The organism is Sphingobacterium multivorum (assembly GCF_039511225.1).
Taxonomy (GTDB): domain Bacteria; phylum Bacteroidota; class Bacteroidia; order Sphingobacteriales; family Sphingobacteriaceae; genus Sphingobacterium.
On the sequence record NZ_CP154261.1, the window covers coordinates 159,175 to 185,780 of the forward strand.

25 protein-coding genes are annotated in these 26,606 nt (G+C 36.0%); 23 read left to right on the forward strand and 2 right to left on the reverse strand.

Annotated elements, in window-relative coordinates; translation table 11 throughout:
• Positions 1-332: 332 nt before the first annotated feature.
• On the reverse strand, positions 333-821 hold the full coding sequence (locus AAH582_RS00645) for a S24/S26 family peptidase (protein ID WP_343320925.1): 489 nt from the start codon (positions 819-821) through the stop codon (positions 333-335).
• 3 nt (positions 822-824) lie between these two features.
• Positions 825-1,736: a DUF5106 domain-containing protein gene (locus tag AAH582_RS00650; protein ID WP_343320926.1), complete on the reverse strand. Its 912-nt coding sequence runs from the start codon at positions 1,734-1,736 to the stop codon at positions 825-827.
• Between the two features lie 367 nt (positions 1,737-2,103).
• Here AAH582_RS00650 and AAH582_RS00655 point away from each other — a divergent pair, with 367 nt between their 5' ends.
• The 23 genes from AAH582_RS00655 to AAH582_RS00765 all read left to right on the forward strand — a co-directional run bounded on the left by AAH582_RS00655 (position 2,104) and on the right by AAH582_RS00765 (position 26,375).
• Entirely contained in the window at positions 2,104-4,632 is a 2,529-nt protein-coding gene (locus AAH582_RS00655; protein ID WP_343320927.1) for an SLBB domain-containing protein, read from the forward strand.
• Positions 4,633-4,634: 2 nt separating this feature from the next.
• Positions 4,635-5,705 carry a lipopolysaccharide biosynthesis protein gene (locus AAH582_RS00660; RefSeq protein WP_343320928.1) on the forward strand — a complete coding sequence of 357 codons (1,071 nt, stop codon included), beginning with the start codon at positions 4,635-4,637 and terminating at the stop codon, positions 5,703-5,705.
• A gap of 2 nt (positions 5,706-5,707) precedes the next feature.
• Positions 5,708-6,736, forward strand: coding sequence for a flavin reductase family protein (locus AAH582_RS00665; protein WP_343320929.1), 1,029 nt, complete (start codon positions 5,708-5,710; stop codon positions 6,734-6,736).
• An 8-nt stretch (positions 6,737-6,744) separates the two neighbouring features.
• Entirely contained in the window at positions 6,745-7,521 is a 777-nt protein-coding gene (gene rfbF, locus AAH582_RS00670) for a glucose-1-phosphate cytidylyltransferase (RefSeq protein WP_343320930.1), read from the forward strand.
• A 1-nt stretch (position 7,522) separates the two neighbouring features.
• Complete coding sequence (gene rfbG, locus AAH582_RS00675) at positions 7,523-8,602, forward strand: CDP-glucose 4,6-dehydratase (protein WP_343320931.1); 1,080 nt, start codon at positions 7,523-7,525, stop codon at positions 8,600-8,602.
• Positions 8,595-9,506: an NAD-dependent epimerase/dehydratase family protein gene (locus AAH582_RS00680; protein ID WP_343320932.1), complete on the forward strand. Its 912-nt coding sequence runs from the start codon at positions 8,595-8,597 to the stop codon at positions 9,504-9,506. The genes rfbG and AAH582_RS00680 overlap by 8 nt, the downstream gene beginning before the upstream one ends.
• A 5-nt stretch (positions 9,507-9,511) precedes the next feature.
• Positions 9,512-11,230 carry a thiamine pyrophosphate-binding protein gene (locus AAH582_RS00685; protein WP_343320933.1) on the forward strand — a complete coding sequence of 573 codons (1,719 nt, stop codon included), beginning with the start codon at positions 9,512-9,514 and terminating at the stop codon, positions 11,228-11,230.
• Between the two features lie 21 nt (positions 11,231-11,251).
• Positions 11,252-12,556, forward strand: a complete 1,305-nt coding sequence (gene rfbH, locus AAH582_RS00690) for a lipopolysaccharide biosynthesis protein RfbH (RefSeq protein ID WP_343320934.1) — start codon at positions 11,252-11,254, stop codon at positions 12,554-12,556.
• Positions 12,557-12,562: 6 nt separating this feature from the next.
• Complete coding sequence (locus AAH582_RS00695; RefSeq protein ID WP_343320935.1) at positions 12,563-13,927, forward strand: lipopolysaccharide biosynthesis protein; 1,365 nt, start codon at positions 12,563-12,565, stop codon at positions 13,925-13,927.
• Positions 13,928-13,952: 25 nt separating this feature from the next.
• A complete protein-coding gene (locus AAH582_RS00700) occupies positions 13,953-14,843 on the forward strand; it encodes a glycosyltransferase family 2 protein (RefSeq protein WP_343320936.1) in 891 nt (296 codons plus the stop codon).
• A gap of 11 nt (positions 14,844-14,854) precedes the next feature.
• A complete protein-coding gene (locus tag AAH582_RS00705; RefSeq protein WP_343320937.1) occupies positions 14,855-15,985 on the forward strand; it encodes a glycosyltransferase in 1,131 nt (376 codons plus the stop codon).
• Between the two features lie 7 nt (positions 15,986-15,992).
• The gene (locus AAH582_RS00710) at positions 15,993-17,060 is read left to right on the forward strand and encodes a glycosyltransferase WbsX family protein (protein ID WP_343320938.1); all 1,068 of its coding nucleotides are present in this window, start codon (positions 15,993-15,995) and stop codon (positions 17,058-17,060) included.
• Complete coding sequence (locus tag AAH582_RS00715; RefSeq protein WP_343320939.1) at positions 17,061-18,146, forward strand: glycosyltransferase; 1,086 nt, start codon at positions 17,061-17,063, stop codon at positions 18,144-18,146.
• Positions 18,146-19,177 (forward strand): EpsG family protein, encoded by a 1,032-nt coding sequence (locus AAH582_RS00720; RefSeq protein WP_343320940.1) that lies wholly within the window; start codon positions 18,146-18,148, stop codon positions 19,175-19,177. Before AAH582_RS00715 ends, AAH582_RS00720 begins: the two co-directional genes overlap by 1 nt.
• Before the next feature lie 18 nt (positions 19,178-19,195).
• Positions 19,196-20,308, forward strand: coding sequence for a glycosyltransferase family 4 protein (locus AAH582_RS00725; RefSeq protein WP_343320941.1), 1,113 nt, complete (start codon positions 19,196-19,198; stop codon positions 20,306-20,308).
• Positions 20,289-21,140: a glycosyltransferase family 2 protein gene (locus AAH582_RS00730; protein WP_343320942.1), complete on the forward strand. Its 852-nt coding sequence runs from the start codon at positions 20,289-20,291 to the stop codon at positions 21,138-21,140. Before AAH582_RS00725 ends, AAH582_RS00730 begins: the two co-directional genes overlap by 20 nt.
• 43 nt (positions 21,141-21,183) lie before the next feature.
• A complete protein-coding gene (locus tag AAH582_RS00735; RefSeq protein WP_343320943.1) occupies positions 21,184-21,705 on the forward strand; it encodes a 3'-5' exonuclease in 522 nt (173 codons plus the stop codon).
• A gap of 334 nt (positions 21,706-22,039) precedes the next feature.
• Positions 22,040-23,071 (forward strand): MraY family glycosyltransferase, encoded by a 1,032-nt coding sequence (locus tag AAH582_RS00740; RefSeq protein WP_343320944.1) that lies wholly within the window; start codon positions 22,040-22,042, stop codon positions 23,069-23,071.
• Positions 23,072-23,082: 11 nt separating this feature from the next.
• Complete coding sequence (locus AAH582_RS00745; RefSeq protein ID WP_343320945.1) at positions 23,083-23,505, forward strand: WxcM-like domain-containing protein; 423 nt, start codon at positions 23,083-23,085, stop codon at positions 23,503-23,505.
• A 165-nt stretch (positions 23,506-23,670) separates the two neighbouring features.
• The gene (locus AAH582_RS00750; protein WP_343320946.1) at positions 23,671-24,147 is read left to right on the forward strand and encodes an adenylyltransferase/cytidyltransferase family protein; all 477 of its coding nucleotides are present in this window, start codon (positions 23,671-23,673) and stop codon (positions 24,145-24,147) included.
• 51 nt (positions 24,148-24,198) lie between these two features.
• Positions 24,199-24,621, forward strand: coding sequence for an adenylyltransferase/cytidyltransferase family protein (locus AAH582_RS00755; protein ID WP_343320947.1), 423 nt, complete (start codon positions 24,199-24,201; stop codon positions 24,619-24,621).
• Between the two features lie 7 nt (positions 24,622-24,628).
• A complete protein-coding gene (locus AAH582_RS00760; RefSeq protein WP_343320948.1) occupies positions 24,629-25,627 on the forward strand; it encodes a mannose-1-phosphate guanylyltransferase in 999 nt (332 codons plus the stop codon).
• 271 nt (positions 25,628-25,898) lie between these two features.
• Complete coding sequence (locus tag AAH582_RS00765) at positions 25,899-26,375, forward strand: hypothetical protein (RefSeq protein ID WP_343320949.1); 477 nt, start codon at positions 25,899-25,901, stop codon at positions 26,373-26,375.
• Positions 26,376-26,606: the final 231 nt, after the last annotated feature.

A 26,606-nucleotide genomic window follows, 5' to 3' on the forward strand; every position in this document is an offset into this window, starting at 1 on the left:
CAAGTCGTCCTGGTTTTGTTAACTTCACAAAAAATCTATTGATTTGAAGGATATTTATCCTTGTTAAAAGGTTCTTCATAATTCGAGCCAGCGTAATCAGTGCAAATATACATATATTTACTTATCTTTATTCACTCAACGTTAATTCTATTTAAACTGCTACGGTTTAATGTTAATTTTTTTTAAAGTTTGGCCTTTTATTTCAATGGTTGAATAGGAGAACGGTCTTTTATTCGTAAGTCTTTGTTTTGAATAAAGACTTTTTTATCAGACTGTTTTAAGAGAGCTATTTATTTTCTTGGAGAATCTTGCTATCGATTGGAGTAAGTCAATTATTCGATTAAGCTATTTGTGTAGGAATTAATCAATTTTAATTTGGTAAGTATACGACGCATTAACCGGATGTGATACCAGCCCAGTCCTCGTAATCTTGCCCAGCTGCGGTCAATGTTGATTGCCTTTCCCTCGGCTTGCGGATAATGCATATAGGCAATGGCGATGATGTCTGTTGCTCCCACATATTCACGAAGTACAAGATTCCCATCTCCCGCTAATATATATTGATCACTTTTCTTGCCTACAAAGCGATGGAAGACAAATTTATTCTTGTCTTTGGCAAGTATATTGGAGCCTAAGGCTAAGCGTTCACCCTGATAAGCCCGTAGAAGCACAGTGTCTCCATTCTTGATAAATGGAAGCATACTGTTTCCTTTGATTCTGATGCGGACTTCCTTGCCCTCTCGAAGGATACGTTGTACCTCGGCAAAATAGTCTTCATTCGAAATAACCCGTGATTTGCTTTCGTTTGTGTTTTCAGGCATCAGTTAGGAATTGGTTTTAACAAAATAGGCAATTACTTGCTGCAAATAGGTGTCTTTTAATAATACCTTTTTATTTTCATCCAGGAGATAAATCGTGGGTGAAGCTTTGAGATCGTATAAATTGAAAGACAATATTTTACTCTCGCTGTCAAATCCGTTGATCCATTGGTCAGACAGTTGTGACTGGTAGTTTTTCCATTTCGTGCGGTCACCCCATGGGTCGATAGCGAGGACCTGCACCTGAAGTTGTGAAAAGAGCTGTACCAATTGTGGCGTATCACGAAGTTGATGGATGGTTTCTTTGCAATGTGAACACTCCGGATCGTAAAAAATCAAGAAGGTATATTTTGCTTTAGTATCCGATAATTTTTGTTTTTTGCCATTCGCCAATTCATAACTGAAATCCTCTGCAGTTTGTCCTACTTTATTTCGGAGTACCAATTTGTACGTAGGTCTATAGGCTTCTTTTTCAAGGTCCGAAAGCAAATCTGTTTTAATCAGATAACGTAATACGGATTCGTAGACAATATCATTGCGCATAGGCGAATTGCCATCGTATAGATAATGCTCGTATTGTTTAATGAAATAATCAAAACTTGTCCGATTGGTTTTTGCTTTGTCCAACATGAGATCGATAGCTTTGTCCCTTGTAGCTGAATCAGGACTTTGTAACAACAGTTGAATAAAATCAGCAAGCTGTTGTTCTCCTTTTTCCGGGTTTTTAACTTGAGCGGTATCCAGCATGTCAAACTTATCCCAAAAATGGAATAAGGTACTGTCTGCAGTACTCCCCGGTTTTCCATTTTGCTGTTCCGGAGTGCTTTGTTGCTTACTTTTTGTGCTGTCCTTGCAAGAACAACAAAACAAGATTACTACACATATGGGTAGCCAAAGGCTAAAGATTGGACTTTTCATTTAATTTATGCTTAACTTTACGAAGTTAATAAAACTTTCAGGATTCTACCTGAGTGAACTAATTCCTGTTCTGTAAGTTTTTATTGACGATAAGAATAAAATAGGGAACAATATGGAAAATATCCTAAAATACACTCAAAATAGAGGCGGGGATAGAATGTGATCGTCTACTTAAATAATATTGTATTGATTTAAAAATAGCAAGTAGCGAATGCTGTTATAACTACGTTATGAAAATTTGATTAACTCTTCAACCAACAAGGTCAAAGGGAATATAATAAGGGATAGAGGGAGTCTGTTGAGTAAATTTTTGAACCATTTAATTAAATAGTTTTACTATTTTTGCGGCAAAATGCCGACGTATCGAATGAAAAGAATAATATTATGGTTATGTATAGCAGGATTTGTGGGTACAGTACATGCACAAACCAATCCTGCGAATATAAAAGTTGATAATCTTAGTGATGCTCAGATCGAGCAATATGTGAAGCAGGCAGCATTAATGGGCTATGATGAAAGTCAACTGGATGGTTTTGCCCGAGCGCAGGGCGTATCTGCGGTTGAGGTTCAGAAACTCAAGGAACGTTTGGCTACCATTAAACGCAAGAAGCAGCAGCCTGAACAATTAAAAGGAAGAACAAATAGCACGGCTAATAGCCGCAGTAATGGCCGTCAGGTTGGAGGAGCATCAAATACGGATTCATTGCAAACTAAACAATTAAATAAACGTGATTCCGTCGAAAATGAAGAAGGAAAACTGAAAATATTTGGCTCCGATCTCTTTAGAAATAATGCGATTACCTTTGAACCAAATTTACGTATGGCCACCCCAAGTTCGTATATTATTGGCCCAGACGATGAAATCTTGTTAGATATTACAGGAGATAATGAAGCATCCTATCAGCTTCCAGTAAGTCCAGATGGAACCATTAAAGTGGAATATGTGGGTCAGATCAATGTGGCAGGATTATCCATTGCTGCGGCAAAAAGTAAGATTGAGCAACGTTTGAGCGGGACTTATCCAGCGTTACGCTCGGGAAGAACCCAAGTGAGCGTCAATATCGGTAATATTCGCACCATTCGTGTGACCTTGACAGGGGCCGTTACCAAGCCGGGAACTTACAGCTTGCCTTCCTTGGCGACAGTATTCAATGCATTATATGCCTCTGGCGGGCCGAATAAAAACGGAACTTATCGTAAAATTCAGGTGATTCGTGGTAATCGTGTGGTAAGCACGATTGATGTATATGATTTCTTGGCGAATGGTATACAGCAAGGAAATATTCGTCTACAAGACCAGGATATTATTCATATACCCGTATACGGGGCCAGAGTGCAGTTTGAGGGAGAAGTTAAGCGTCCAGCAATTTTTGAAACGGTGGTAGGCGAATCACTATCGGATATCTTGCGTTATGCTGGAGACTTTACGGAGAATGCCTATAGTGCCAAAGTTAAAGTTCTTCAAACAACAGGTCGCGAACGCAGTGTACAAGATATCTATGCAGATCAATTTGCAAACTATACACCCAAAGGTGGCGATCAGTATATAGTAGAACCTATATTGGAACGTTTTGCTAATCGTATCAGTGTTTTAGGGGCTGTGTTTCGTCCAGGAATATTTGGTTTAGAGCCGGGTATGACTCTAAAACAGGTTTTGGAAATGGCTGATGGCGTACGAGAAGATGCTTTCTTAGAACGAGGAATGATCAATCGCTTGAAAGCAGATAATACCTCCGAATTAATCAATTTCAATGTACGCGATATCCTAGCCGGCACTGCGGCAGATATTCCCCTTAAAAGGGAGGATAAGATTGAGATTTCGTCTATTTTCGATTTAAGAGATGAATATAAATTTACTGTTCAGGGCGAGGTACGTTTTCCAGGGGATTTTCCCTTCGCGAGCAATGCAACTTTAGGCGATGTTATTCAAAAGGCAGGGGGGCTTACCGAAGCTGCAAAAAATGCACGTGTAGAAATTGCCCGTCGTATTCAGAACCTTGATGTTACTGACCATCGATCTTCGAAAACAATTTTGGTGGATATTAAAGATGGTGTTCTCACAGATCCCAATATGACCTTACAACCTTACGATGTTATCTCCATTTTGGGCGATGCCGGTTTCCGTACACAGCGTCAGGTCAAAATTGAAGGTGAGGTACTATATCCAGGTTTTTATACGATTGCACGCGAAGATGAACGTATTTCGGATATTATTAAACGTGCGGGAGGGCTTACACCGTATGCTTATACGGAAGGAGCTTCCCTCAAACGTACCGGTATGTCTAAATTGAAAGCCGAAGAGAAAAAAGAGAAGGAGCGGCTGAAGAAAGAATTGGAAAAAGATAAATTGGATGAAGATGATAATCAGAAAGATTCAAGTTTAGACAAGGACGCCGAAAAGAATAACGATGGCTCCAAAGCAAAAAGTGCCGCTTTGGCAAAGGTGTCGCAACAAGGAATGTCGGCTTCTGATATTGAGCCGAGTGACCTTGTCGGTATTGAATTAAATAAAATTTTAGAGAAGCCGTATGAAAAGGGAGACCTTCTGGTTTTAGATGGTGATATTATCACAGTACCAAAAGAATTGGAGACCGTGAAAGTTGTTGGTGAGGTCTTGAATCCAAACAACGTTGTGTATGTCAAAGGCAAGAGCTTAAAATACTATGTAAACCAGGCAGGAGGATTTACTGATAACGCTTTGAAAAAACGTGTTTTTGTTCAATATGCAAATGGTGCGGTAAAAGGAAAAGATGGAGGCTATCCAGAAGTTAAGCCTGGAGCAGAAATTGTTGTTCCTAAGCGCGCTCCCAGAGAAAAGCTAAGTTCACAAGCTTGGATAGGTATAGGTACCGGTATTGCCTCTACCTTGGCGATTATCATTAGTTTATTTAAGTAAATATGAGTGAATTAGATCGTAAAGAGAAAGTCAGTTTGAAAGATATTATCTTAAATTTACAAATATGGTTTAAATATTTTCTTTCGAAGCTATGGATTTTGGGTATTGTCAGCCTAATAGGAGCTGCGTTGGGATTTTTTTATGCTCATTTACAAAAAACTATTTTTAAGGCCTCTACCACTTTTGTGTTGGAAACAGGTGATTCAAATGGCTCTAGAATGGGTCAAATGGCCGGGCTAGCGGCGCTGGCGGGAGTGGATCTAGGGCAGTCTGGGGGGGGGATTTTTCAGGGCGACAATCTTTTTGAACTATATAGGTCAAGAAAGATGATCGAGTCTGTGCTGCTTTTACCATCAAAATATGACTCGTCTTTGTTACTATTAGACCGTTATCTTAAACTGACTAAGACTAGGGAACAGTGGAAAAAAGTTAAACCAGAGCTGTTAAAAATCGATTTTTCCCACAACAATTCTCCAGAACTTTCCCGCGCAAAAGATAGTGTGCTGCAGCAAATAGTGAAGGATATCAATAAAAATAATTTAATTGTAGGTAAGAATGATAAAAAATCTGCTATAATTAGAGTAGATGTAAAGTCAACAGATGAACTATTTTCTAAGGAATTTAATGAAGCACTAGTTGCACAAGTAAATGAATTCTACATACAAACAAAAACAAAGAAGTCTTTAGATAATATCGCTATTTTGCAGCATAAAACTGACTCTGTTCGGGCTGTGATGAATGGCAGTATATCTGCTGCTGCAGTCATATTAGACGCAACGCCTAATTTAAATCCTTCTAGGCAATCGCAACGATTGATTCCTTCACAACGCTCGCAGTTTTCTGCTGAGACAAATAAGGCAATTTTGGCCCAATTAGTGCAAAATTTGGAAATGGCAAAGATGAATTTGATGAAAGAGTCACCTTTAATCCAGGTGGTCGATGAACCTATTTTGCCACTTGAAATTGATCGAATAGGGCGTATGAAAGCAATGGTAATTGGTGTAATTTTGTCTCTCTTTATAGGTATACTTTTTCTTTTGTTTCGACGACTTTTTAAAAATATAATGTCCTAATTATGAAGACCTATACTCTTAAGGTAGTTGAGGTTAAACCCGAAACATGTGACACTGTTACGTTAAAATTTAAGCAGCCTGGTTTGAAGAAAATCAAATACTTAGCTGGACAGTATCTTACATTAATCTTTAGGATTAATGGGAGAAGATATTTACGACCTTATTCTTTTTCATCGTCACCATCGGTAGATTCTACATTGGACATAACCATAAAACGTGTTCATAATGGCATTGTTTCGAACCATATTCACGACAAAATTAATGTCGGTGATGTGATTGAGGTTCTAGAGCCAATGGGAGATTTTTGTGTTGAAAATATTGATCACGGCAATCTTTTTTTATGGGGAGTTGGCAGCGGAATTACGCCGTTGATTTCTATAGCCAAAGAGACACTTGCACAAAATAATCAACGTAAGGTAAATCTTATTTATGGGAACAAAAATCTTGATCAAACTATATTTCTAGAGTTAATCCAATCGCTAAAATTGAAATATGGAGACAGGTTTAATGTTATTTATTTCTACACAAAAATAACGGTTGAACCAGATTTTCCCTTTTGGTTACCAGGTCGAATTTCAAGAGAATTCGTTTTGGATATTATGATGGGGCAAAATAGCACAGGTTTGTTACATCTAATTTGTGGGCCATTGGGATTAAAAGAAACATTGGTATCAACATTGTTAGAACTTGGTTTTTCAAAAAAAGTAATTTTGTTTGAAGATTTCGAGCTTATTAAAGATCCTAAAGACTTCATCGACATACATACTCAAAATGTTCAGGTTCAATTCGAAAATAATGACATTACACTGGAGGTAGTTAAAGGACAGACAATTTTAGAGTCAGCTTTGGATGCTGGAATCGAACTACCTTATTCATGTCAGACAGGAAGCTGTAATACATGTAAAGCACAAGTTTTACAGGGCACAGTTAAGATGATAGGAATTGAAAAAGAAAGAAAAGATTTAAATGAGGACCAGACGCTATTATGCTGTTCTCATCCCACAAGTAACAATGTTTTAGTGAAAATTTAATAGGCAAAATGAAAGTAGTTTTATTAGCAGGCGGATTGGGAACTCGGTTGATGGAAGAAACAGAAGCACGACCAAAGCCGATGGTGGAAATAGGGGGGAAACCCATTCTTTGGCATATTATGAAGATTTATGAAGCTTATGGTTATCATGACTTTATTATTTGTTTGGGGTATAAAGGACAGCTGATTAAGGAATATTTCTTAAATTATTATCTTTACAATTCGGATGTAACTATTGAATTGGAAAAAAATAAAGTTGATGTGCACTTCTCTAATTCGGAGTCATTTAAAGTCACCCTTGTAGATACAGGGCTTAATACCAATACAGCAGGTCGTATAAAGCGCATCCAAAAATATGTTGGAGATGAGACATTTATGCTGACATATGGAGATGGTGTAGCAGATGTAAATATAAAGAAACTTGTTGAATACCATAAATCTCATGGCAAGTTGGCTACTTTAACAAGTGTTCAAACTCCTGGCCGATTTGGAAATCTTGAAATGAATGAGGATGGAATAGTTAATCATTTTGTCGAAAAGCCTGAAGGGGACGGTATGTGGATTAATGGAGGATTTTTTGTTTTGGAGCCAGGTATTTTTAACTATTTAGATGGTGATATGGATGTTGTTCAATGGGAAAAAAAACCTTTAATAGATATTGCTAATGACGGCCAATTAGGAGCTTTCAAGCACAGAGGGTTTTGGAAGCCAATGGATGCATTAAGAGACCGAGTGGAATTGGAAGATTTGTGGGCAAGAGGAAATGCGAAATGGAAAATTTGGTAATATGTTTGAAGAGTTAAGAAGTATATATCAGGGCAAAAAAGTTTTCTTGACAGGTCATACTGGATTTAAAGGGGCTTGGATGCTGAAAATTTTATCCCTGTTGGGAGCAAATGTAAAAGGCTATGCGTTAGATCCGAAAACATCTGATGATCTTTATTGTTTGATTGAAGGCGATCAGCTTTGTTGTTCAGTTATCGCAGATTTGCGTGATCGTAATCGTTTATTATCTGAAATTATTGACTTTCAGCCTGATTTTGTTTTTCATTTGGCAGCGCAGCCATTGGTGCGTTTATCTTATAAAATGCCTTCTGAGACTTTTGAAGTCAATGCAGTTGGTACAGCAAATTTATTGGATGGAATTAGGGCTCTAGAAAATAAATGTACTGTCGTATTAATTACTACAGATAAGGTATATCATAACAATGAATGGGAATTCCCCTATAGAGAAAATGATCGTCTAGGAGGATATGACCCTTATAGTGCTAGTAAAGCGTGTGCAGAATTGATTATTGACTCTTATATTAATTCATTTTTTAATGTTCAGGATTATAATAAGCATTTAAAAGATATAAGTATCGCTCGTGCAGGAAATGTTATTGGGGGCGGCGACTGGTCTGACGATCGTCTATTGCCTGATATCGCTAGGGCTCTCTCAAATCAGAAAGAAGTAATAATTCGAAATCCAAACGCAGTAAGGCCATGGCAGCATGTTCTTGAGCCTGTGGTAGCATATTTATTGCTGGCAAAAAAACAATACCAGTCTCCTTGCAAATATAATATGGCTTTTAACATTGGACCATATTCTTCTGATTCATTATCGGTCGAAAAAATGTTAAAACTTGCTATTAATTCCTGGGGTGGTGGAAATTTTCTAATAGAAGGTTCTTTCAATCAACCTCACGAAGCTGGAATGTTAACTTTGGATATAAGTAGGGCATTTTCTTTGCTAGGCTGGAGCCCAAAATGGAATGCTTCAATTGCGATTGATAAGACAATTGAATGGTACAAAACATTTTCTACCGATCGATCAAATATTGTCGGGTTGACAACAAGCCAAATATTAAGCTATTTCAATGCATAAGGTATTAATAACAGGGGTTACCGGTTTTTTGGGCTCTCACATTGCGGAGCGTTTAGTCAGCGATAAGCATTTTAAAGTTATCGGATTACAACGAGAGTCGTCTGATCTCTGGAGATGTGATAACTTCAAGGATGAGATTGAATGGGTAACAATAGAGCAAGGAGGGGAGTGGGAAAGGAAAATAGAAATCTTGGCCCCAGAAATTGTAATACACTGTGCGTGGATGGGAGTAGAAGCTAAAGATAGACCTAACTGGAATGTTCAGAAACAAAATTTGGATTTATTAATCACTTTATTAAATATTTTTAATAAAGCCGAAATCAATAAATTTATATTTCTGGGTTCTCAGGCCGAATATGGAAAATTTTCTGGGTGCGTAAATGAAACTTTTCCTGTAAAGCCTACAGATGCCTATAGTTATGCAAAATTATCCTGCTTACAGATTTTGCAAACTTTTGCAGAAAATTATCACTTCAATTGGATTTGGTTACGTGTTTTTTCTGTATTTGGAGAACGTGAAGGTGCGGATTGGCTTTTGCCATCGATAATAAATAAGATGACTTCGGAGCTTGAAATGGATCTGACTGCAGGTGAACAAAAATACGCGTATTTATATGCGAAAGATTTCGCTAGCATTGTGTCAGACATAGTCCATAAAAAAGTAGATTCAGGCATCTACAACCTTTCATCAAATTTTGTTTTATCAATTAAGGATTTGGTTCTCAAAGTGAAAGATAAAGTGAATCCCAACTTTCGACCTAACTTTGGAAAAATTCCATATAGAAAGGGGCAGTCTATGTATATGGAAGGGAGTATTGAGAAACTTCAAAGCCAGATAGGTCCAATTGATTTTTCTGATTTTGATTTGGTTTTAGAAGATACGATTAATTATTATAAAAATTGATTATTATGAAGGTATCAGATTATATTGCTGATTTCTTATCGAAGAAAGGCATTAAGACTGTATTTGAGCTGTCTGGAGGAATGATTACACATCTTTTAGATTCATTTAAGCAAACTACGGATATACATATAGTAACAATGCACCATGAGCAAGCTGCTGCATTTGCTGCTGAGGGATTTTCTCGAGTCAGTGGGTTACCCGGAGTGGCTTTAGCCACTAGCGGTCCCGGTGCAACAAATTTACTCACAGGAATTGGTAGCTGCTATTTTGACTCGGTCGCAGCCATATTTATTACTGGGCAAGTAAATACACATGAACTACGAAATGATAGACCTATTCGGCAACTAGGCTTTCAGGAAACAGATATAGTATCAATGGTAAGACCGATTACTAAAGCAGCTTACCTCATCACCGATGCTTCTAATATAGAAAGCGTATTTGAAGAAGCATTTACGATAGCTACCAAAGGACGGCCTGGACCTGTTCTTATCGATATTCCGATGAATATTCAAAGAGAGCAGATTGACGTGCTTGGAACGCAGAATACTTCACAAGAATCTACTGCCGTTGGGGAAGTAATTATTTCTGAGTTAGTAAGAGATATTAGAAAAGCAAAAGCTCCATTGGTTCTCTCTGGAAGAGGAATAAAGGCTTCTAATTCTCAAGATTTATTCACAAATTTTGTTAATAAGGTAAAAATTCCTGTTATTACCTCTCTTTTAGGACTGGATACAATTTCCTATGATGACCCACTGAGGGTTGGATTCATCGGTAGTTATGGTAATAGATGGGCTAATATTGCCTTTGGTGAATGTGATTTACTAATTGTTTTAGGAGCTAGATTAGATATTAGACAAACTGGCGCGGATACAAAATTTATTGAAAACCGTAAAATATACCATATTGATTGTGAAGAGGGGGAAATCAATAATCGTGTGAAAGGATGTGAGCCAATTGTTTCCGATTTATTCGACTTCTTTAAGAGTTTTGCAATTTATAGTGAATTTCAAGAATTTACTATAAATGATAATTGGATAAAAAGGATTTCAGAATTAAGAAAACAATGGCCCGACATCTCCGAATTATCTGTAAAAGGTATAAATCCTAATGTTTTGATGCATCAGCTCTCCAGATCCAGTAAACTTGCAAAAGCCTTTCTCGCTGATGTCGGAAGCCATCAAATGTGGGCAAGCCAGTCTCTAGAACTGCTCAGTGGTCAGTACTTTCTAACATCAGGCGGAATGGGTGCAATGGGTTTTTCATTGCCAGCAGCTATTGGCGCTTGTCTAGCATTAGAAAACGCTCCTGTAGTTGTTATCATTGGAGACGGCTGTATGCAAATTAATATTCAGGAATTACAAACGATTGTTCGTAACGATCTAAATATTAAAATCATTGTTTTGAATAATAAATCTTTGGGTATGATTACTCAATTTCAAGAAAGTTATTTCGAATCAAGATATCAGTCAACTTATTGGGGGTATAGTGCTCCTGATTTTGAAAAGATAGCTCAAGCGTATGGTATCGGTGCTAAAACAGTTAGTTTTGAAGGAGAAGTTGAGGCAGCGATGCAATGGTTATGGAAAAAAGAGAATAAAACCAAACCTTTATTACTTCAAGTTATGATAGAGCCGTTTACCAATACTTATCCAAAAATTGCTTTTGGGAAGCCCATTACTGAGATGGAGCCGTTTTCAAAGCCAATAGAAATGGAAGGAACTTAATTAAAATTGAAAAATACTATTATGTTAAAAAATATTTCAGATTTAAAAGTCGAAGATGCACTTAGAGAGATTGCTAAGAAGCAGACACAAAAAACAATTATCCCAGGTGAACAGTATATTCCTGTTACGGGAAAAGTTTTGGATGAAGAGGATATCTTGTTAGGCGTTGATGCTGCCCTAGATGGTTGGCTGACCGCGGGAAGGTTTGCAAGTCAATTTGAACATGAATTTGCAGATTATTTTGGAGCAACCAAAGCACTTTTAGTAAATTCTGGTTCTTCAGCCAACCTTGTTGCTTTTTATACTTTAACATCTCCAAAATTGGGTAATAGAGCCATCAAGCGAGGAGATGAGGTGATAACGGTTGCAGCAGGCTTTCCAACCACTGTTAATCCAATCATTCAATTTGGTGCAATACCCGTATTTGTGGATGTCGATATTGCGACTCATAATGTGTTGTCCGAAGATATTGAGAAAGCGATCTCTTCAAAAACAAAAGCAATTATGATTGCGCACTCTTTGGGAAATCCATTTGATCTTGATGAAGTAATGCGCATCGCAAAAAAATACAATTTGTGGGTCGTTGAAGATGACTGTGATTCTTTGGGAGCAACATATAGAGGAAAAAAAACGGGTACATTTGGTGATTTATCTACTTTTTCCTTTTATCCTGCACATCATATTACGATGGGAGAAGGAGGCGCTGTGGTAATTAATAACCCTGAATTAGCTAAAATTGCAGAAAGTTTTAGAGATTGGGGAAGAGACTGTTACTGTGAACCTGGAAAGGACAATACTTGTGGTTGTCGGTTTGGCCAACAGCTTGGATCCTTACCCTTTGGATATGACCATAAATATACCTATTCGCATATCGGATTTAATTTAAAAGTTACAGATATGCAAGCAGCATTTGGTGTTTCTCAAATCAAAAAAATAGACTCTTTTGTCGCAAAAAGAAAAGCCAACTATTTGGCCTTATATGAGAGAATGAAAGAATTTGAGGATATTTTCATTTTACCCGAACCTACCCCAAATTCTGAACCCTCATGGTTTGGTTTCCTTTTGACATTACGTGAGGGGGATGCTGCGGACCGGCACATGTTAGTGCAACATTTAGAGGAGAAAAAGATTGGCACACGTTTATTATTTGGGGGTAATCTTTTAAGGCAGCCAGCATACGAGGGTATAGAACATCGTGTTATTGGCGATCTAAGAAATACGGATATAATCATGAATCAATCTTTTTGGCTGGGTGTTTGGCCAGGATTAAATGATGAGCATTATGATTATATAGCAGATGTTATTCGTGAATACATTTTAGGTTAATATCCAATGCTCGGATTCTTCAAAGGTCTATTTAATAAATTAGGAGTCGATGGTGCAATTGGCTATACGTTAATAAGCCGAATGCTACAAGCTGTTTCAGGGATTTTTACTTTATTATTTGTTGTTAAGTTTCTATCTATCGAAGAACAAGGCTATTTCTATACGTTTGGTAGTATTATCGCTATACAAGTTTTTTTTGAATTAGGAATAACGGGTATAATTGTTCAATATGTTGCCCATGAGGCCTCCAACTTCTCTTGGGCCTCAAAAAGCGTATTTCAAGGAACTGAACAATCAATGTCCAGGATGTCATCCTTGTTGCATTTTTCGATTAAATGGTTTTCCTTAATTGCTGTTTTGTTATTTTTCACTTTGGTCCTCGTTGGTATAGTGTTTTTTACCAGATACGGTGATTTAGATAATACTGTTGAGTGGAAAATGCCCTGGGTATTACTGGCTTTTTCTACATCCGTTTTGCTAGTGCTATCTCCTATTCTTGCTTTTTTAGAAGGATTGGGGAAGGTAAAAGAAATTGCTCGTTTACGGTTAATTCAGCAAATTTGTCAAGTATTGTTGACCTATCTTTTATTTTTTTTAGGTTATAAACTATACGCTGTCCCTTTGGCTTCACTGATCACTTGTGTAATTATGATAGGTGTAATATATTGTGATGGGTTGAGGAGTATATTAGTCTATTCGTGGAAGAAGCTTGGATTGGATCGAATAAATTATAAGAAAGAGATATTTCCCTATCAATGGAAGATAGCATTGAGTTGGATAAGTGGATATTTTATTTTTCAACTATTTAATCCGGTTTTATTTGCCACAGAAGGAGCTACGGTTGCTGGACAAATGGGTATGACGTTGGCGGTCTTAAATGCCATTTTCTCTTTAACATTTAGCTGGATTTCGACCAAGGTTCCGCTATTTTCAAGTTTAATTGCAAAAAAGGAATTCACTCAATTGGATACAGTCTTTAATAAAACACTGAAGTTATCAGCCTTGTTAAATATTTTTTGTCTAATCATTTTCTTTATGCTCGTTTTTGTCTTAGATTATTTTAAGGTAGCTATTGCCGGAAAGGAATTTTATAATAGATTTTTACCAATAGTGCCGTTAATTCTAATGATGATTCCCATCTTCACCAATCATATTGTAGGGGCATGGGCTACCTATCTACGGTGTCACAAAGAAGAGCCTATGTTAATTCAAAGTGTTTTGATGGGAATTTTATGCTCAATTTCCACCATCGTATTAGGGAAAATATTTGGAGTTGTCGGTATTACAACGGGCTATATGATTTTGTCGATAGGAAGTTTGATTTGGACATATATTACTTTTAGAAAGTTAAAGGTTTTGTGGCATACCTAAGAGTAATGTTTTTTAAATCATTTAAATGAATCAGAAAATTTTAACCATAGCAATACCAACCTACAATAGGTTGGATGCAATAAAAAAACAAATTGGTTTGCTTCTTCCACAGTTGAACGAATATGTAGATTTAGTGGTCTATGACAATTGCAGCGAACCATCAGTGGCTTCTGTCTTTAGTGAAGAGCAAAAGAGGCAATTTAAGATTATCAGAAATAAGGTAAATGTGGGTGCAGATGCTAACATTGCAAGGTGTTTTGAGCACTGTGAAACGAAATGGCTGTGGACGTTGTCTGACGATGACTTTGTTAGAGATGAATCGATTGTTTATTTATTAAGCATTTTAGAAAGCAAAGGAGATAATGTCTTTTTCAATTTCCAGCCAGGTCTTTCCTTTAGGTCACAAGGGTTTGAAGAGTTTTCTTTGAAGTTTAGAGACCCAAATGTATTTTCGAGCTCATTTACTATGTCATCTTGTGTATATAACATAGATGAACTTAAGCATTCATTAATCGATTATTATGTAGATCTATCCAGTATGGTAGGCACGATAATTTTAGTTTTGAAATATCTTCAGCGAAATGATCACGCAAAATGTGAATTTATAGATGTGTCTTTGATTGATGATTACAATACTGAGGTCGGATGGGACTACAGAAAATTCGTTAGGAGGTCAATGTTATTTGTTGATACTTTTCGTAATAGCAGCTCTAAGAAATTTAATCACACTTTATTCTTAGGCTATTTTTTAACGAATTATTGGTTAATTAAAAATAATAGAAATAAGCTTCCTGTTTCTAAGGGGGAACGGTTGGACTTGTTGTATGCTAATATGAGAAAACAAGGCATAATTAATGCAGTACGTTATTGTCCTAGAACAGTCATTAGAACTATTGTTGATATAATTTTCAAGTGAACGATCGGGGGATGGAAAAAAAGAGAATTTTATTTATCGCACATGATGCACTTGCATACGGAGCTAATCAGTCATTAATGAACATTATATCTGTTCTCAGAGATAACAATATCTATGTGAAAGTGTTGTTTCCAAGAAATGGTATTATTTGTGACATTTTTGATAACAAAGGCTGGGATTATTCGATTATTCGATATCGAAATGAGCTTCGCCCTGCAGTTACTAATTTGAAAAGTCGTATAAAGATTTTTCGAAGTTTTTGTTACAAAAAATATGTGAATACTCTGGCAAAGAGGGAAATTTCAGCTCTTATTAAAAGAGAAAATATTAATATAATCCATTCAAACTCTGGAGTGCTATCGATCGGTGCTGAAATAGCTAGCAAATTGAATATAAAACATATATGGCATTTAAGGGAATTTATACACCCTAATTATGGATTATATTTATTTACTCAGTTAGGCGACTATAAAAGAAAAATTCAAGGCTCCACCAATTTGCTTTGTGTTAGTAATAAAGTAGCAGAAGAATTTGATATTACTGATAAAGCGACAGTAATATACGATGCTATTAGAAAAAACATGAAATATTCCGCATCTCAATTTAAAGAGGATTATTTTCTTTTTTGTGGCTCTTTACATAAGAATAAAGGGATTGAAGAAGCAATAATGGCAATAAAGTCTATTTCATTGCAACATCAAGAAGTTAAGTTACTAATCGTTGGGGAAGGAACTTCTGAATATGAAAGATATCTAAGAAATTTGATCAATGAACTGAGCTTGAATGAAAATATTTATTTTTTAGGGTTTCGGACTGATATTGATGAACTTATGGCAAAAGCAAAGGCCCTTTTGATGTGCTCTAGAAATGAGGCTTTAGGTAGAGTGACTGCTGAAGCCATGTTAAATTATTGTTTGGTCCTGGGGTTTGATGATGGAGGAACCTCAGAACTAATTAAAGATAGAAAGACAGGCCTATTATATAATAGTATAGAAAAGCTTGTAACTTTAATGAGTGAAGTAATTGAAAATACAAATCAATTTAATCAAATTGTGGACAACGCAGCAGATTTTGCGAGATCAAATTTTTTAGAAAGAGCTTTTGGCATCAGTTTAATAAAATATTACGACAGTTTAAAATAAAAATATTATGCAAGAAAAGGTTAGATTAATTGCCTCATATTTACCTCAATTTCAGCCAATAAAGGAAAACGACGAGTGGTGGGGAAAAGGTTTTACGGAATGGACAAATGTTGGGAAGGCAAAACCTTTATTTAAAGATCATTATCAGCCTAGGGTTCCTGCCGATCTCGGATATTATGATTTAAGGTTGCCCCAAGTCCGAATGGAGCAAGCAGAAATGGCACGTAAATATGGTATTGAAGGTTTTTGTTATTGGCATTACTGGTTTGGGGGGGGGAAGCGAATATTAGAAAAGACTTTCGACGAGGTTTTAAATAGTAAAGAACCAGATTTTCCATTTTGTCTTGCTTGGGCGAATGAAACATGGACTGGTACATGGCATGGTTTGAAGGATCAAATATTGATGGAGCAACAATATTTAGGTGAGGATGATTATAGAAAACATTTTGAATTAGTTTTACCAGCTTTTAAAGATACTCGGTACATTACTGTGGACGATAAGCCAATATTTTTATTATATCGGCCGCTCGATTTTAAGGATGTGTCAATTTTTATTAAACTCTGGAATACCTGGGCAAAGGAAGAGGGGTTAAATGGTGTATATTTTATTGGTCAAGTTACAACCCCCGTGGATATACCTCGTGTTCTTGAGTGTGGATTTGATGCGGTCAATGCGGTTCGATTGACTGAATACATGAGATTAAAAACATCGATTATCGAGCGTGGTTTAATTAAAGTTTCCGGAAGTTTAAGAAAATTCAAATATGAAGATTTTTTGCCATATTTCACAGGGAAGGAAGATAGGGAAATCAATTGTATCCCGACGCTAATTCCAAATTGGGACCACTCTCCCCGAAGCGGAAAACGCGCTTTGATACTTACCGAATCTAATCCTCAATTATTTGGAAAACATGTAAACGATGTTTTTAAAAATATTGCTCATAAGCCACAGGACAAAAGAATTGCTTTTATTAAATCGTGGAATGAATGGGGGGAAGGGAATTATTTAGAGCCAGATATGGTTTATGGATTAGGTTACTTGGAAGAATTAAAATTACAATTAGAGAAACTTTAAATGAGAATACTATTTGTTACTTCAAATTTACTAAATGCTAAAAATGGAGGTTGGCAATGTTCAAACCGAAATTTTGAGTCGATAAAAGAATTGTCTTCTGTAATAGATACATATCATGTAGTACCAAATAGTACTGAGCTAAACATTCAAGGTATTTTCATGGGTATTAAGAATATCCTTGGATTTTATTCCGGAGGGATAAATAAGAACCATATTGAATTAATAAAAAAGCAGATTTCTCAGAAGAACTATCAAGTAATTTTTTTTGACAGTTCTGTATATGGAAGGCTGGTAAAAGAAATAAAAAAAGATTTTCCTCATATTAGATTAATTTCATTTTTTCATAATGTTGAGACAGATTTTATAAAAAAACTAGTTTATTCGGGAAGTCTTTTCCATATACTTCGTATTCCCTCCTGTTTTCTAAATGAATTTCTTACTACTAAATGGTCAGATCAATTGATCTGTCTTACTGAGGAAGATGGGGGGCTCATAAAAAAGTTATATGGGAGAAATGAAATAACAAAAATACCTATTTCATTTAAAGCTTCGGAAATTGAGAATAAGCATTCAAAACCTAGTAATGAGAATGTTCTTTCGATCCTTTTTGTTGGTAGTTTTTTTTATGCTAATGTTCAGGGAATTAAATGGTTTATAGATAATGTAAAGTTGCCATTAAATTCAAGGTTACTAATTGTAGGGAAAGATATGGACCAGCTTAGTAAATATGTCGCTAATATGGAAAATGTAGAAATTCATAGCAATGTGGATAATTTATCTGAGTATTATCATCGTGCACATGTGGTAGTATGTCCTTTATTTTATGGAGGGGGAATGAAGGTTAAAGTTGCTGAAGCGCTTATGTATGGGAAAAAAATAATTGGAACTGATTTGGCATTCTATGGCTATAAGGCAAATCAATGTCGTTCTATGAATCAAGTATCGACGGCGGAAGAGTTTATTCGATGTATAGAAATGCTAAATCCTGAAGAAAAATATTTCGAAGAAAGTGTTGGTCATTTTAATAGATATTTCTCTTATACTGCTACATTAAAATTGTTTCGCGAAGTATTAATAAAGGAATAATGTATATTTATTTCATCGTTTTATTTCTAGCTTCTATAGCAGCTTTCTTTTTTGACATAACAAAAAAGAAGATTTTTTGGATTATTTCATTAGTTATAGTTGTCGCGTTTGCTGGCCTCAGATATTATGTCGGTATAGATTATGAAAGTTATACTTTAATCTTTTTGACCATCGCGGATTCCTCGACTGAACCCGCATTTAGATTAATCAATTTAATAATATCTGTTTTGGGATTAAATGTTCAATGGGTCTTTATTATTTCTTCTTTTATAACATTTTTACTTTTTTATAAGGGTATAGAAAAATATTCAACAGATATTTTTTTGTCCGTTTTTTTGCTATTGTTTTGTGGTTTTTTTGTTGAAAGTTTAAATATAGTTAGACAATACATTGCGATATCTTTATTTTTCTATAGTATACAATATGTAGTTAGTAAAAATTTTGCAAAATATATATTTTGGATTTTATTAGCCGCTTGTTTCCATTACAGTGCAATTCTTTTAATTGCGGTATATTTTATTTTGGATATCGAAGTTGGAAAGTGGTGGTATCTAATTTTGTTTGTGGCCTTTGTCCTGCCTTTTGTTTTTCCAATTGCTTCTATTCTTGGTTTAATACCAGGGTATGATGTTTATTTTTCGAGTACGGGAGCTGAACGTGAGGATAATGGGAGTGCTAATCTAGGAATTGGTTTTTTGTCAAAGCTACTTATTGGTGGTGTATGTTTGTATTATTATGATAGGATTATAGATGCCTCAAAAGAATCGCGTTTGTTTTTGAATGGTTTTTTTGTTTATTTATTTTTGCTTAGTTTTTTTCGCGATTTTATAGTTATGGTTCGTTTAGGATACTATTTTCATATATTCCTAATTCTATTAATACCTGAATTCGTCAAGATTTTTGAGAAAAAATCTCTTCCAGTAGTGTATATTTTCATTTTAATGTACGGACTACTTATTCTTACTATAAGTATTTCAAATCCCGAAACGAAGTTAATTCCTTATGATTTTACAATGGATTTTTTAAAGTAATTTTTAACATTATTTGTGATGATGAAAGATATTGTTTTTGTAACACCACAAGTTAAGACAGGTGGGGGGAATAGAGTTTTTTTTGAGCTGGCTAACATATTAGTGGATGAATATAATGTTAAAGTGATATTTCCTAATAATTCGGAGGAAAAACATACATTCGAGGTGGATGAGAGAATCCAATTTATAAGTATTGGAGATGTTGCTACTACTCATTTAGATAAGATAAAGAATGTTATTAATACATTTTTTTATTTAAATAAGCATGAGCGTAACTCTAATATTATAATTTCTGATCCCATTATGGCAGTATTTAGCTTCATATTGAGTGCTAAGTTCGTATACCGTTTTGTGCAAGCAGACGATTTTAATATGTTTAACGATCGTATGATTATCCGAAGCCAGACCTTATTGTATATATACAAATTTTTGACTCGCCTTTCTTTTAGATATAAGTATAAATTTATTTTCAATTCTCTATACTCTTACGGACAGTTCTGCAAATATAATAAGGGTTTTAAAGAACCTCCTTTGATTGTTCATCCTGCCCTCAACCATTCGATATTTAATGTTTCACATAAAAAGGGTCGGAATGGCAAAATGAAACAACTATGTTTAGTTGCTCGTAAACACCCGTTGAAGGGATTGCAAATTTTTATCGACGCATGGAAGAGGCTCTCAGTCTCCTATAAAGATAAAATTAATAAAGTTGTTTTGATCACACATGATGATCTTAACAACTATGATGTTTCTGATTTTTCGGTGATAAATCCAACATCGGATACAGAGATCGCGGAAATCTTATGTGTATCCGATATTTTTATTTCCACCTCGTTAAATGAAGGATTCGGACTTCCTCCACTTGAAGCGATGGCTTGTGGCAGCGGTGTAATAATAAGTGATTCGGGAGGGGTGAGGGAGTTTGCTCAACATGATTTTAATTGTTTGATGTTCCCTGCGGGAAATGTTGATAAATTAGTGGAGCAGCTTAAGTGTATTTTGAATGATGAAGTTAAATTGGAGAGCATTCAAAGAAACGGTTTGATTACTGCCGATCAGTTTGGATGGGAGTCATCCGCGAAGAAATTGGTAGAAATATTAGCGCAGCCTTATGAGCAAGGGAATATATAATGGGAAAAAGATAATAACAGCCTCGATAGTTCTTTATCAGAATAATGAAATAATACTTAAGGAGGCAATTTGTTCATTTCTGAACACGAGAATGGATATTCACCTCTTTTTAGTAGATAATTCTCCGTCGGACGGACTAAAGAGTATTTTTGAGGATGAAAGGCTCTCCTACATACATAATCCATCAAACCCTGGATTTGGGGCTGGGCATAATATTGCATTGAAATTGGCTATTCAGCAAGGGGCGACATATCATCTTATTTTAAACCCTGATGTTTATTACGCCGAAGGTGTGTTGGAAGAATTAACTGATTATATGGAGAAGAATGCAGATATTGGCAATATTATGCCTAAGGTACTCTATCCGAATAATGAGATCCAGCGGCTCTGCAAGCTGCTGCCTACACCCTACGATTGGATAGGCAGAAGATTCAATCCTTTTAAAAAGATGGTCGAAAAGAGAAATGATCTTTTTGAACTCAGATTTACTGGATACGACCGTATTATGGATGTGCCCTACTTATCGGGATGTTTTATGTATCTACGAATCTCGGCATTGAAAGAAATCGGTCTTTTTGACGAAGGTATATTTATGTATGGTGAAGAGACCGACTTGTGTAGACGTTTAATAGATGGGGCGTATCGCACTGTTTTCTATCCGAAAGTTCATATCTATCATCATTTTGAAAAAGGGTCACACAAATCTTGGCGGTTAACTAAAATCGGAATGCAGTCTGCGATTTATTACTTTAATAAATGGGGGTGGTTTTTTGATCGGAAAAGACGTTTAATCAATAAAGATATTCTCAGGAAAATCAATTCTCAAAAATAAATAATAAGTTGTTATTTTTGCTAAAGTCTAAGGAGGAGGGTAAATGCAATCAGAATTAAGTTTTACAGCAATAGATTTTGAAACAGCTACAGCAAATCAGAATTCAGCCTGCGCTGTGGGCCTGGTTGTTGTAGAGCAGGGAATTATTGTTGAAGAATTCTATTCCTTGATACAGCCTCCCAACAACCAGTATATGTGGCAGACCACACGTGTGCATGGGATTCGGCCTCGTGATACGGTTGAGGCTCCAACATTCAAAGACTTATTTCCACGGATTTTTCCTCTTATTAATAGTCGGATTATGGTGGCCCATAATGAATTGTTTGATCGTGGTGTGTTGCGTAAGACGATGAATTATTATAATTTACCTTATGATCATCTTGGGCTGATGGAAAAATGGGAGTGTACATTCAAAATTTACCAAGGAAAGGGATTTAAACCTGCACGCCTAAATGCCTGCTGTGAAGTGCTCGGGATTGAGCTTAATCACCATGAAGCTCTTTCGGATGCTCGGGCTTGTGCACAATTATATCTTCGCCACGAGGGTATCCCTTCTTTGGTCTGATCTGCTTAACAAATGAAACGTATTAGAAATTAAGAATATGCTTTCAAGTCTAATCGCGATATGTCAGTTGGAACAATGACACTCTTCTTGTCTGGTGAATATTTGTATGAAAGGATAATTGCTTTTTTTGGCTAACAGTTTTGTTTTCCGTTTTTTTATAAAAATATTTAATTACGGAAATATGTTGCGGTATTGTTTCGTGATATTTCCTGATAGAAATGAAAAATAATTTGAAATTTCTTGTAGCATTTATGTTGGAATTAACGTTAAAGTAAATACTGTATATAAATTATTGTATATTTGTACCGCTTTATTTGACTTACCGAATAATTTTATGGAGTATATTTTTACCATTATAACACTATTTGTAGCCGAGCTTATTTATTTTAAGATTGCAGATCGATATAATATCATTGATAAACCAAATGAACGGTCTTCACATACTAGTATTACGTTGAGGGGAGGTGGTATTATTTTTTATATTGCTATCGCTATATTTTTTATTGCATCGGGATTTCAATATCCTTGGTTTATGTTTGGGCTGACGCTAATGTGTTTGGTTTCAATTCTTGATGATATTTCGGAAGTCAGTACTCGAATGCGTCTTTTGGTTCACTTTGGCGCTGTCTTATCAATGGCTTATCAAATGGGGGTTTTTGGTCTTCCCTGGTATTATTTATTAATGACGTTTACGGTTGTTGTAGGAGTCATCAATGCCTATAATTTCATGGATGGAATCAACGGGATTACTGCAATTTACAGTTTTGTGATAGGGCTTCTACTTCTATTTGTTAATCATACCGTTAACTTTATTGAGCAAGATTTTCTAATATATGCGCTCTTGGGAATAGCGGTATTCGGTTTTTTTAATTTCCGTAATAAAGCAATATGTTTTGCGGGTGATGTTGGCTCTATTGGGATAGCGTATATTTTATTCTTTGCGCTGGGTTTGCTGATTTTGAAAACCGGAGATTTCCTTTATATTTTATTTTTAGGAATTTATGGAATTGATACTGTTTGGACGATTCTTCGGCGTATATATTTGGGAGAGAATATTGCTGAGGGACATCGGACACACCTGTACCAATATTTATCGAATGAGGTTGGATATAATCGGCTAAAAGTTGCAAGCGCCTATGCTGTGCTTCAATTGATATTGGGCGGTTTTGTAATCTTTTTTACACAATTTGAATCTAACGTGGAATGGTGGTTTGCTATTTTTGCATTGACAATTCTAAGTACAGTTTACATTATTGTAAAGAACTATATCATAACTAACTATCCGGTTAAGAAGAAAGAAGAACGTCCTTTGGATGTTTTGAAGACGGGAGTGACTTATGAGTTGGAACGTAAGAAAATTTCATAAAATCTATTTCGATGATTAAGTACATAAATGGAGGAATTGCGAAAGACGAACGCGGCGAAATACGCTTCGTCAACGATTTTGAGATGACAGGCATTAAGCGTTTTTATATAATTAAAAATGCAGATACTGAATTGGTGCGGGGCTGGAGAGGTCATCGATTGGGGCAGCGCTGGTTTTATGTCTTGTCGGGATCGTTTTCTATAGATGTAGTGAAAATAGATGACTGGGAACATACTTCGAGAGACTTAAATGTGGAAAACCATGTTTTAAGTGCTTCACATTCAGGCTTACTTTATTTGCCCAAAGGTTATGCAACTGCTATTCGTGCATTAGAAGCCGGAAGTGAATTATTAACTTATGCTGATCAGTCGTTGACAGAGTCTATTAGTGATGACTATACCTTTTCCTTGGATTATTTCATAAACCGTCGATAAAATAGCCAATTAGAAGACTATATTCCTGTTGCTCTATCCCCACTTTAGTTTGATATTTACTTTTCGTATTTATCGAACAAAATATTGCCACCTATTGTTACTAATATAAAGCTTATCTTTGATAGATGAACGTAATTTCTCTATTCATTTAAATTCAATTTGATTATGATAAACTTACCGGCTAGAGGCATGCGTATTGGAATAACGTTTAGTGCATTTGATCTCCTGCATGCGGGGCACATTAAGATGCTTGAAGACGCGAAAAGACAATGTGATTATTTGATTTGTGGATTACAAACTGATCCGACATTGGACCGTCCAGAAAAAAATAAACCCGCTCAGACCGTAGTGGAAAGGTATATTCAGCTTAAAGGCTGTAAGTACGTCGACCAAATTGTCCCTTACGCAACGGAACAGGATCTGGAAGATATCCTGCGCTCATTTAAGATAGATGTTCGCATCGTAGGCGATGAATATCGGGAGAAAAGCTTTACTGGAAGATCCTATTGTGAGGAAAAGGGGATTGAGTTGTATTTTAACAGCCGGGACCACCGGTTCTCCAGTTCGGGTTTACGTAAGATTGTGGCAGAAGCAAATCTAGAAGATGAGACAGGGTTAAAATTATTTAAAACAGATAATTAGATGAAACCGAGCTTGCGAGCTCTCATTAGCCATTAAAGGATAAATTATACGATGAAAATAGGAATCACTTTTGGTGTTTTTGATTTATTGCATGCAGGACATATTATGATGCTGGAGGAGGCAAAGCGGCATTGCGATTATTTAATTGTAGGACTTAATACAGATCCCTCAGAGGTATTTCCCGAAAAGGCAAAGCCTACGCAGACTATTGTCGAACGCTATATTCAATTGGATGGTTGTCGTTATGTCGATGAAATCATTCCGTATGAAACTGAGCAGGATCTTATTGATATGATCAAGGCCTTGCCGATCCACATACGTATTATTGGCGAAGAATATCGGGATACCGATTTTTCTGGTCGTACTTATTGTGTCGAAGAAAATATAGAGATCTATTATAACAAACGGACGCATCGTTTTTCAAGTGCAGGCTTGCGTAAAGTTGTCGCTGATAAAGAGGCGGAGAAAGAGTAAATTTATTATGAGTAATATTATACATGTCGTTTTAACGGGAGGAGTAGGCAGCCGGTTATGGCCTCTTTCCCGTAAAAGTTATCCTAAACAATACCTTGATTTATTTAAGGATGGTTCATTGTTTGAGATGACTGTTAAGCGTAATCAATCCTTATGTGGACAGGTTATTGTTGTCGGCAACTGTGATAACCATAGTCTGAGCCGTGAAGTCATGGAGAACAATAAGATAGACTATATTGATATTGTCGAAGCGACGCCCCGGAACACGGCTGCAGCAATTGCATTTGCGGCTTTTGCGGCGCAGCCCGATGATATTTTAATTGTGACTCCGTCCGATCATGTCATCGTAGGGGAACAGGCTTATGCAGACGCCATCAAAGCCGGGATAGAAAAAGCCAACAAAGGGTATATTGTTACATTTGGTATACAGCCGACCCGCCCAGAGACTGGATATGGCTACATCGAATATAAGGATGATAAGGTGTTATCATTTCGTGAGAAACCCAATCAGGATACGGCGGAAGATTTTATTGAACGTGGCAACTTTCTCTGGAATTCGGGTATGTTTTGTTTTCGGGCGGATACGTTTTTGACTGAACTACAGACGTTCGAGCCTAAGGTATATGCGACTGCTTTTAATGCTTGGCAACATCGTCAGGATGGCGAGCTAGATTTGCAATTGTCTAAAGAGATTCCATCGATTTCCATCGATTATGCTGTAATGGAACGGTCAAAGAAAATTCGTGTCGTTGCGACTAGCTTTCAATGGTCGGACTTAGGTTCTTTCGAATCGATGTATGACTATTTAAAACAAACGGGTCATCCTGTTGATGAAAATGGGAATATGGTCATTGGTACGGATGTTTATACTGCTTTTGTTGGGTTACGGGATAGTATACTTGTGCATACCAAGGATGCTATTCTGGTCTTGCAGAAAGAGAAATCCCAAGATGTCAAAAAAATATATAATACGCTTGAGCGTCATCAATCCAAATTGATTGACTAAAATTATTCAGGGGGGCGTACTGGTATTACGCTCCCTATTCATATTCCCTTAACCTAAACTCATCTTTTTGTTAATTTGTTTTCCAAAAGAACTATTTGTTAACAATAAAATAACGCTGTGTATTTTATTGATTATTAGTTTGTTATGAAATGTCCCTTGTTTGTCCCTGTTAGATTTTGATTATAAAAGAAGCTGTTGAACTATATTTGAATGTAGTCGGATTCGTACATCGAAACTGAAAAAGCCATTTAAATTTATTTAACATATTCTTATGACACCTGCTATCACGATATCTATCTTAGTATTGATCACCATTTATTTTTTGATAAGGAAAAGGCAACAGGAGCAACGATTCAATCGAAGCGTAGGCATGACTGTCAATTATATGTTTCAGGAACGGCCGGGGCAATACAGTGGAGATCGCAATGTTAAAAGTGGTGTATTTGTATTCAAAGCTGAAAGGAATGACGATAAATTAAAAAATATTGTTATTCGTAAAGTAAGACCTCTGAATACGGCTTTAGGTGTTAATCTGGAGCAAATTTTGGTTATTCCATTTGAACAAAAGGATATTCCTAAAGCTGATGTTTCAGTTCGTTTTAAAGTGGTTAGACGCAGTGCAAGGATAGAAGATCTAAAAGGTGGGCGCGTAAATATATCTGGTGTAATGAATTTTGAGCAGAGCCGATCTGTGCCATTTACTGCTACACTACCTATTACGGATTTATATCAAAATGTAACGCTGTGATTTTATTAATTTTTGTCTTATCATTTTTAGGCATCTCGATAGAGGTGCCTGTGTATTTCAACTCGTTACCTTAATTGTTCCACGTGGATTTATTAAATTCAAGGTGCTGTATGATGTTTTGTATAGATTGGTTTATGGACTGTATTTCTTAAAGTAAGGTATCTTCAATATTCAATAACAATTTCTTAATTTGCATTAAATGTTTGTATTGAGTACTTTTGTTGCTCGATT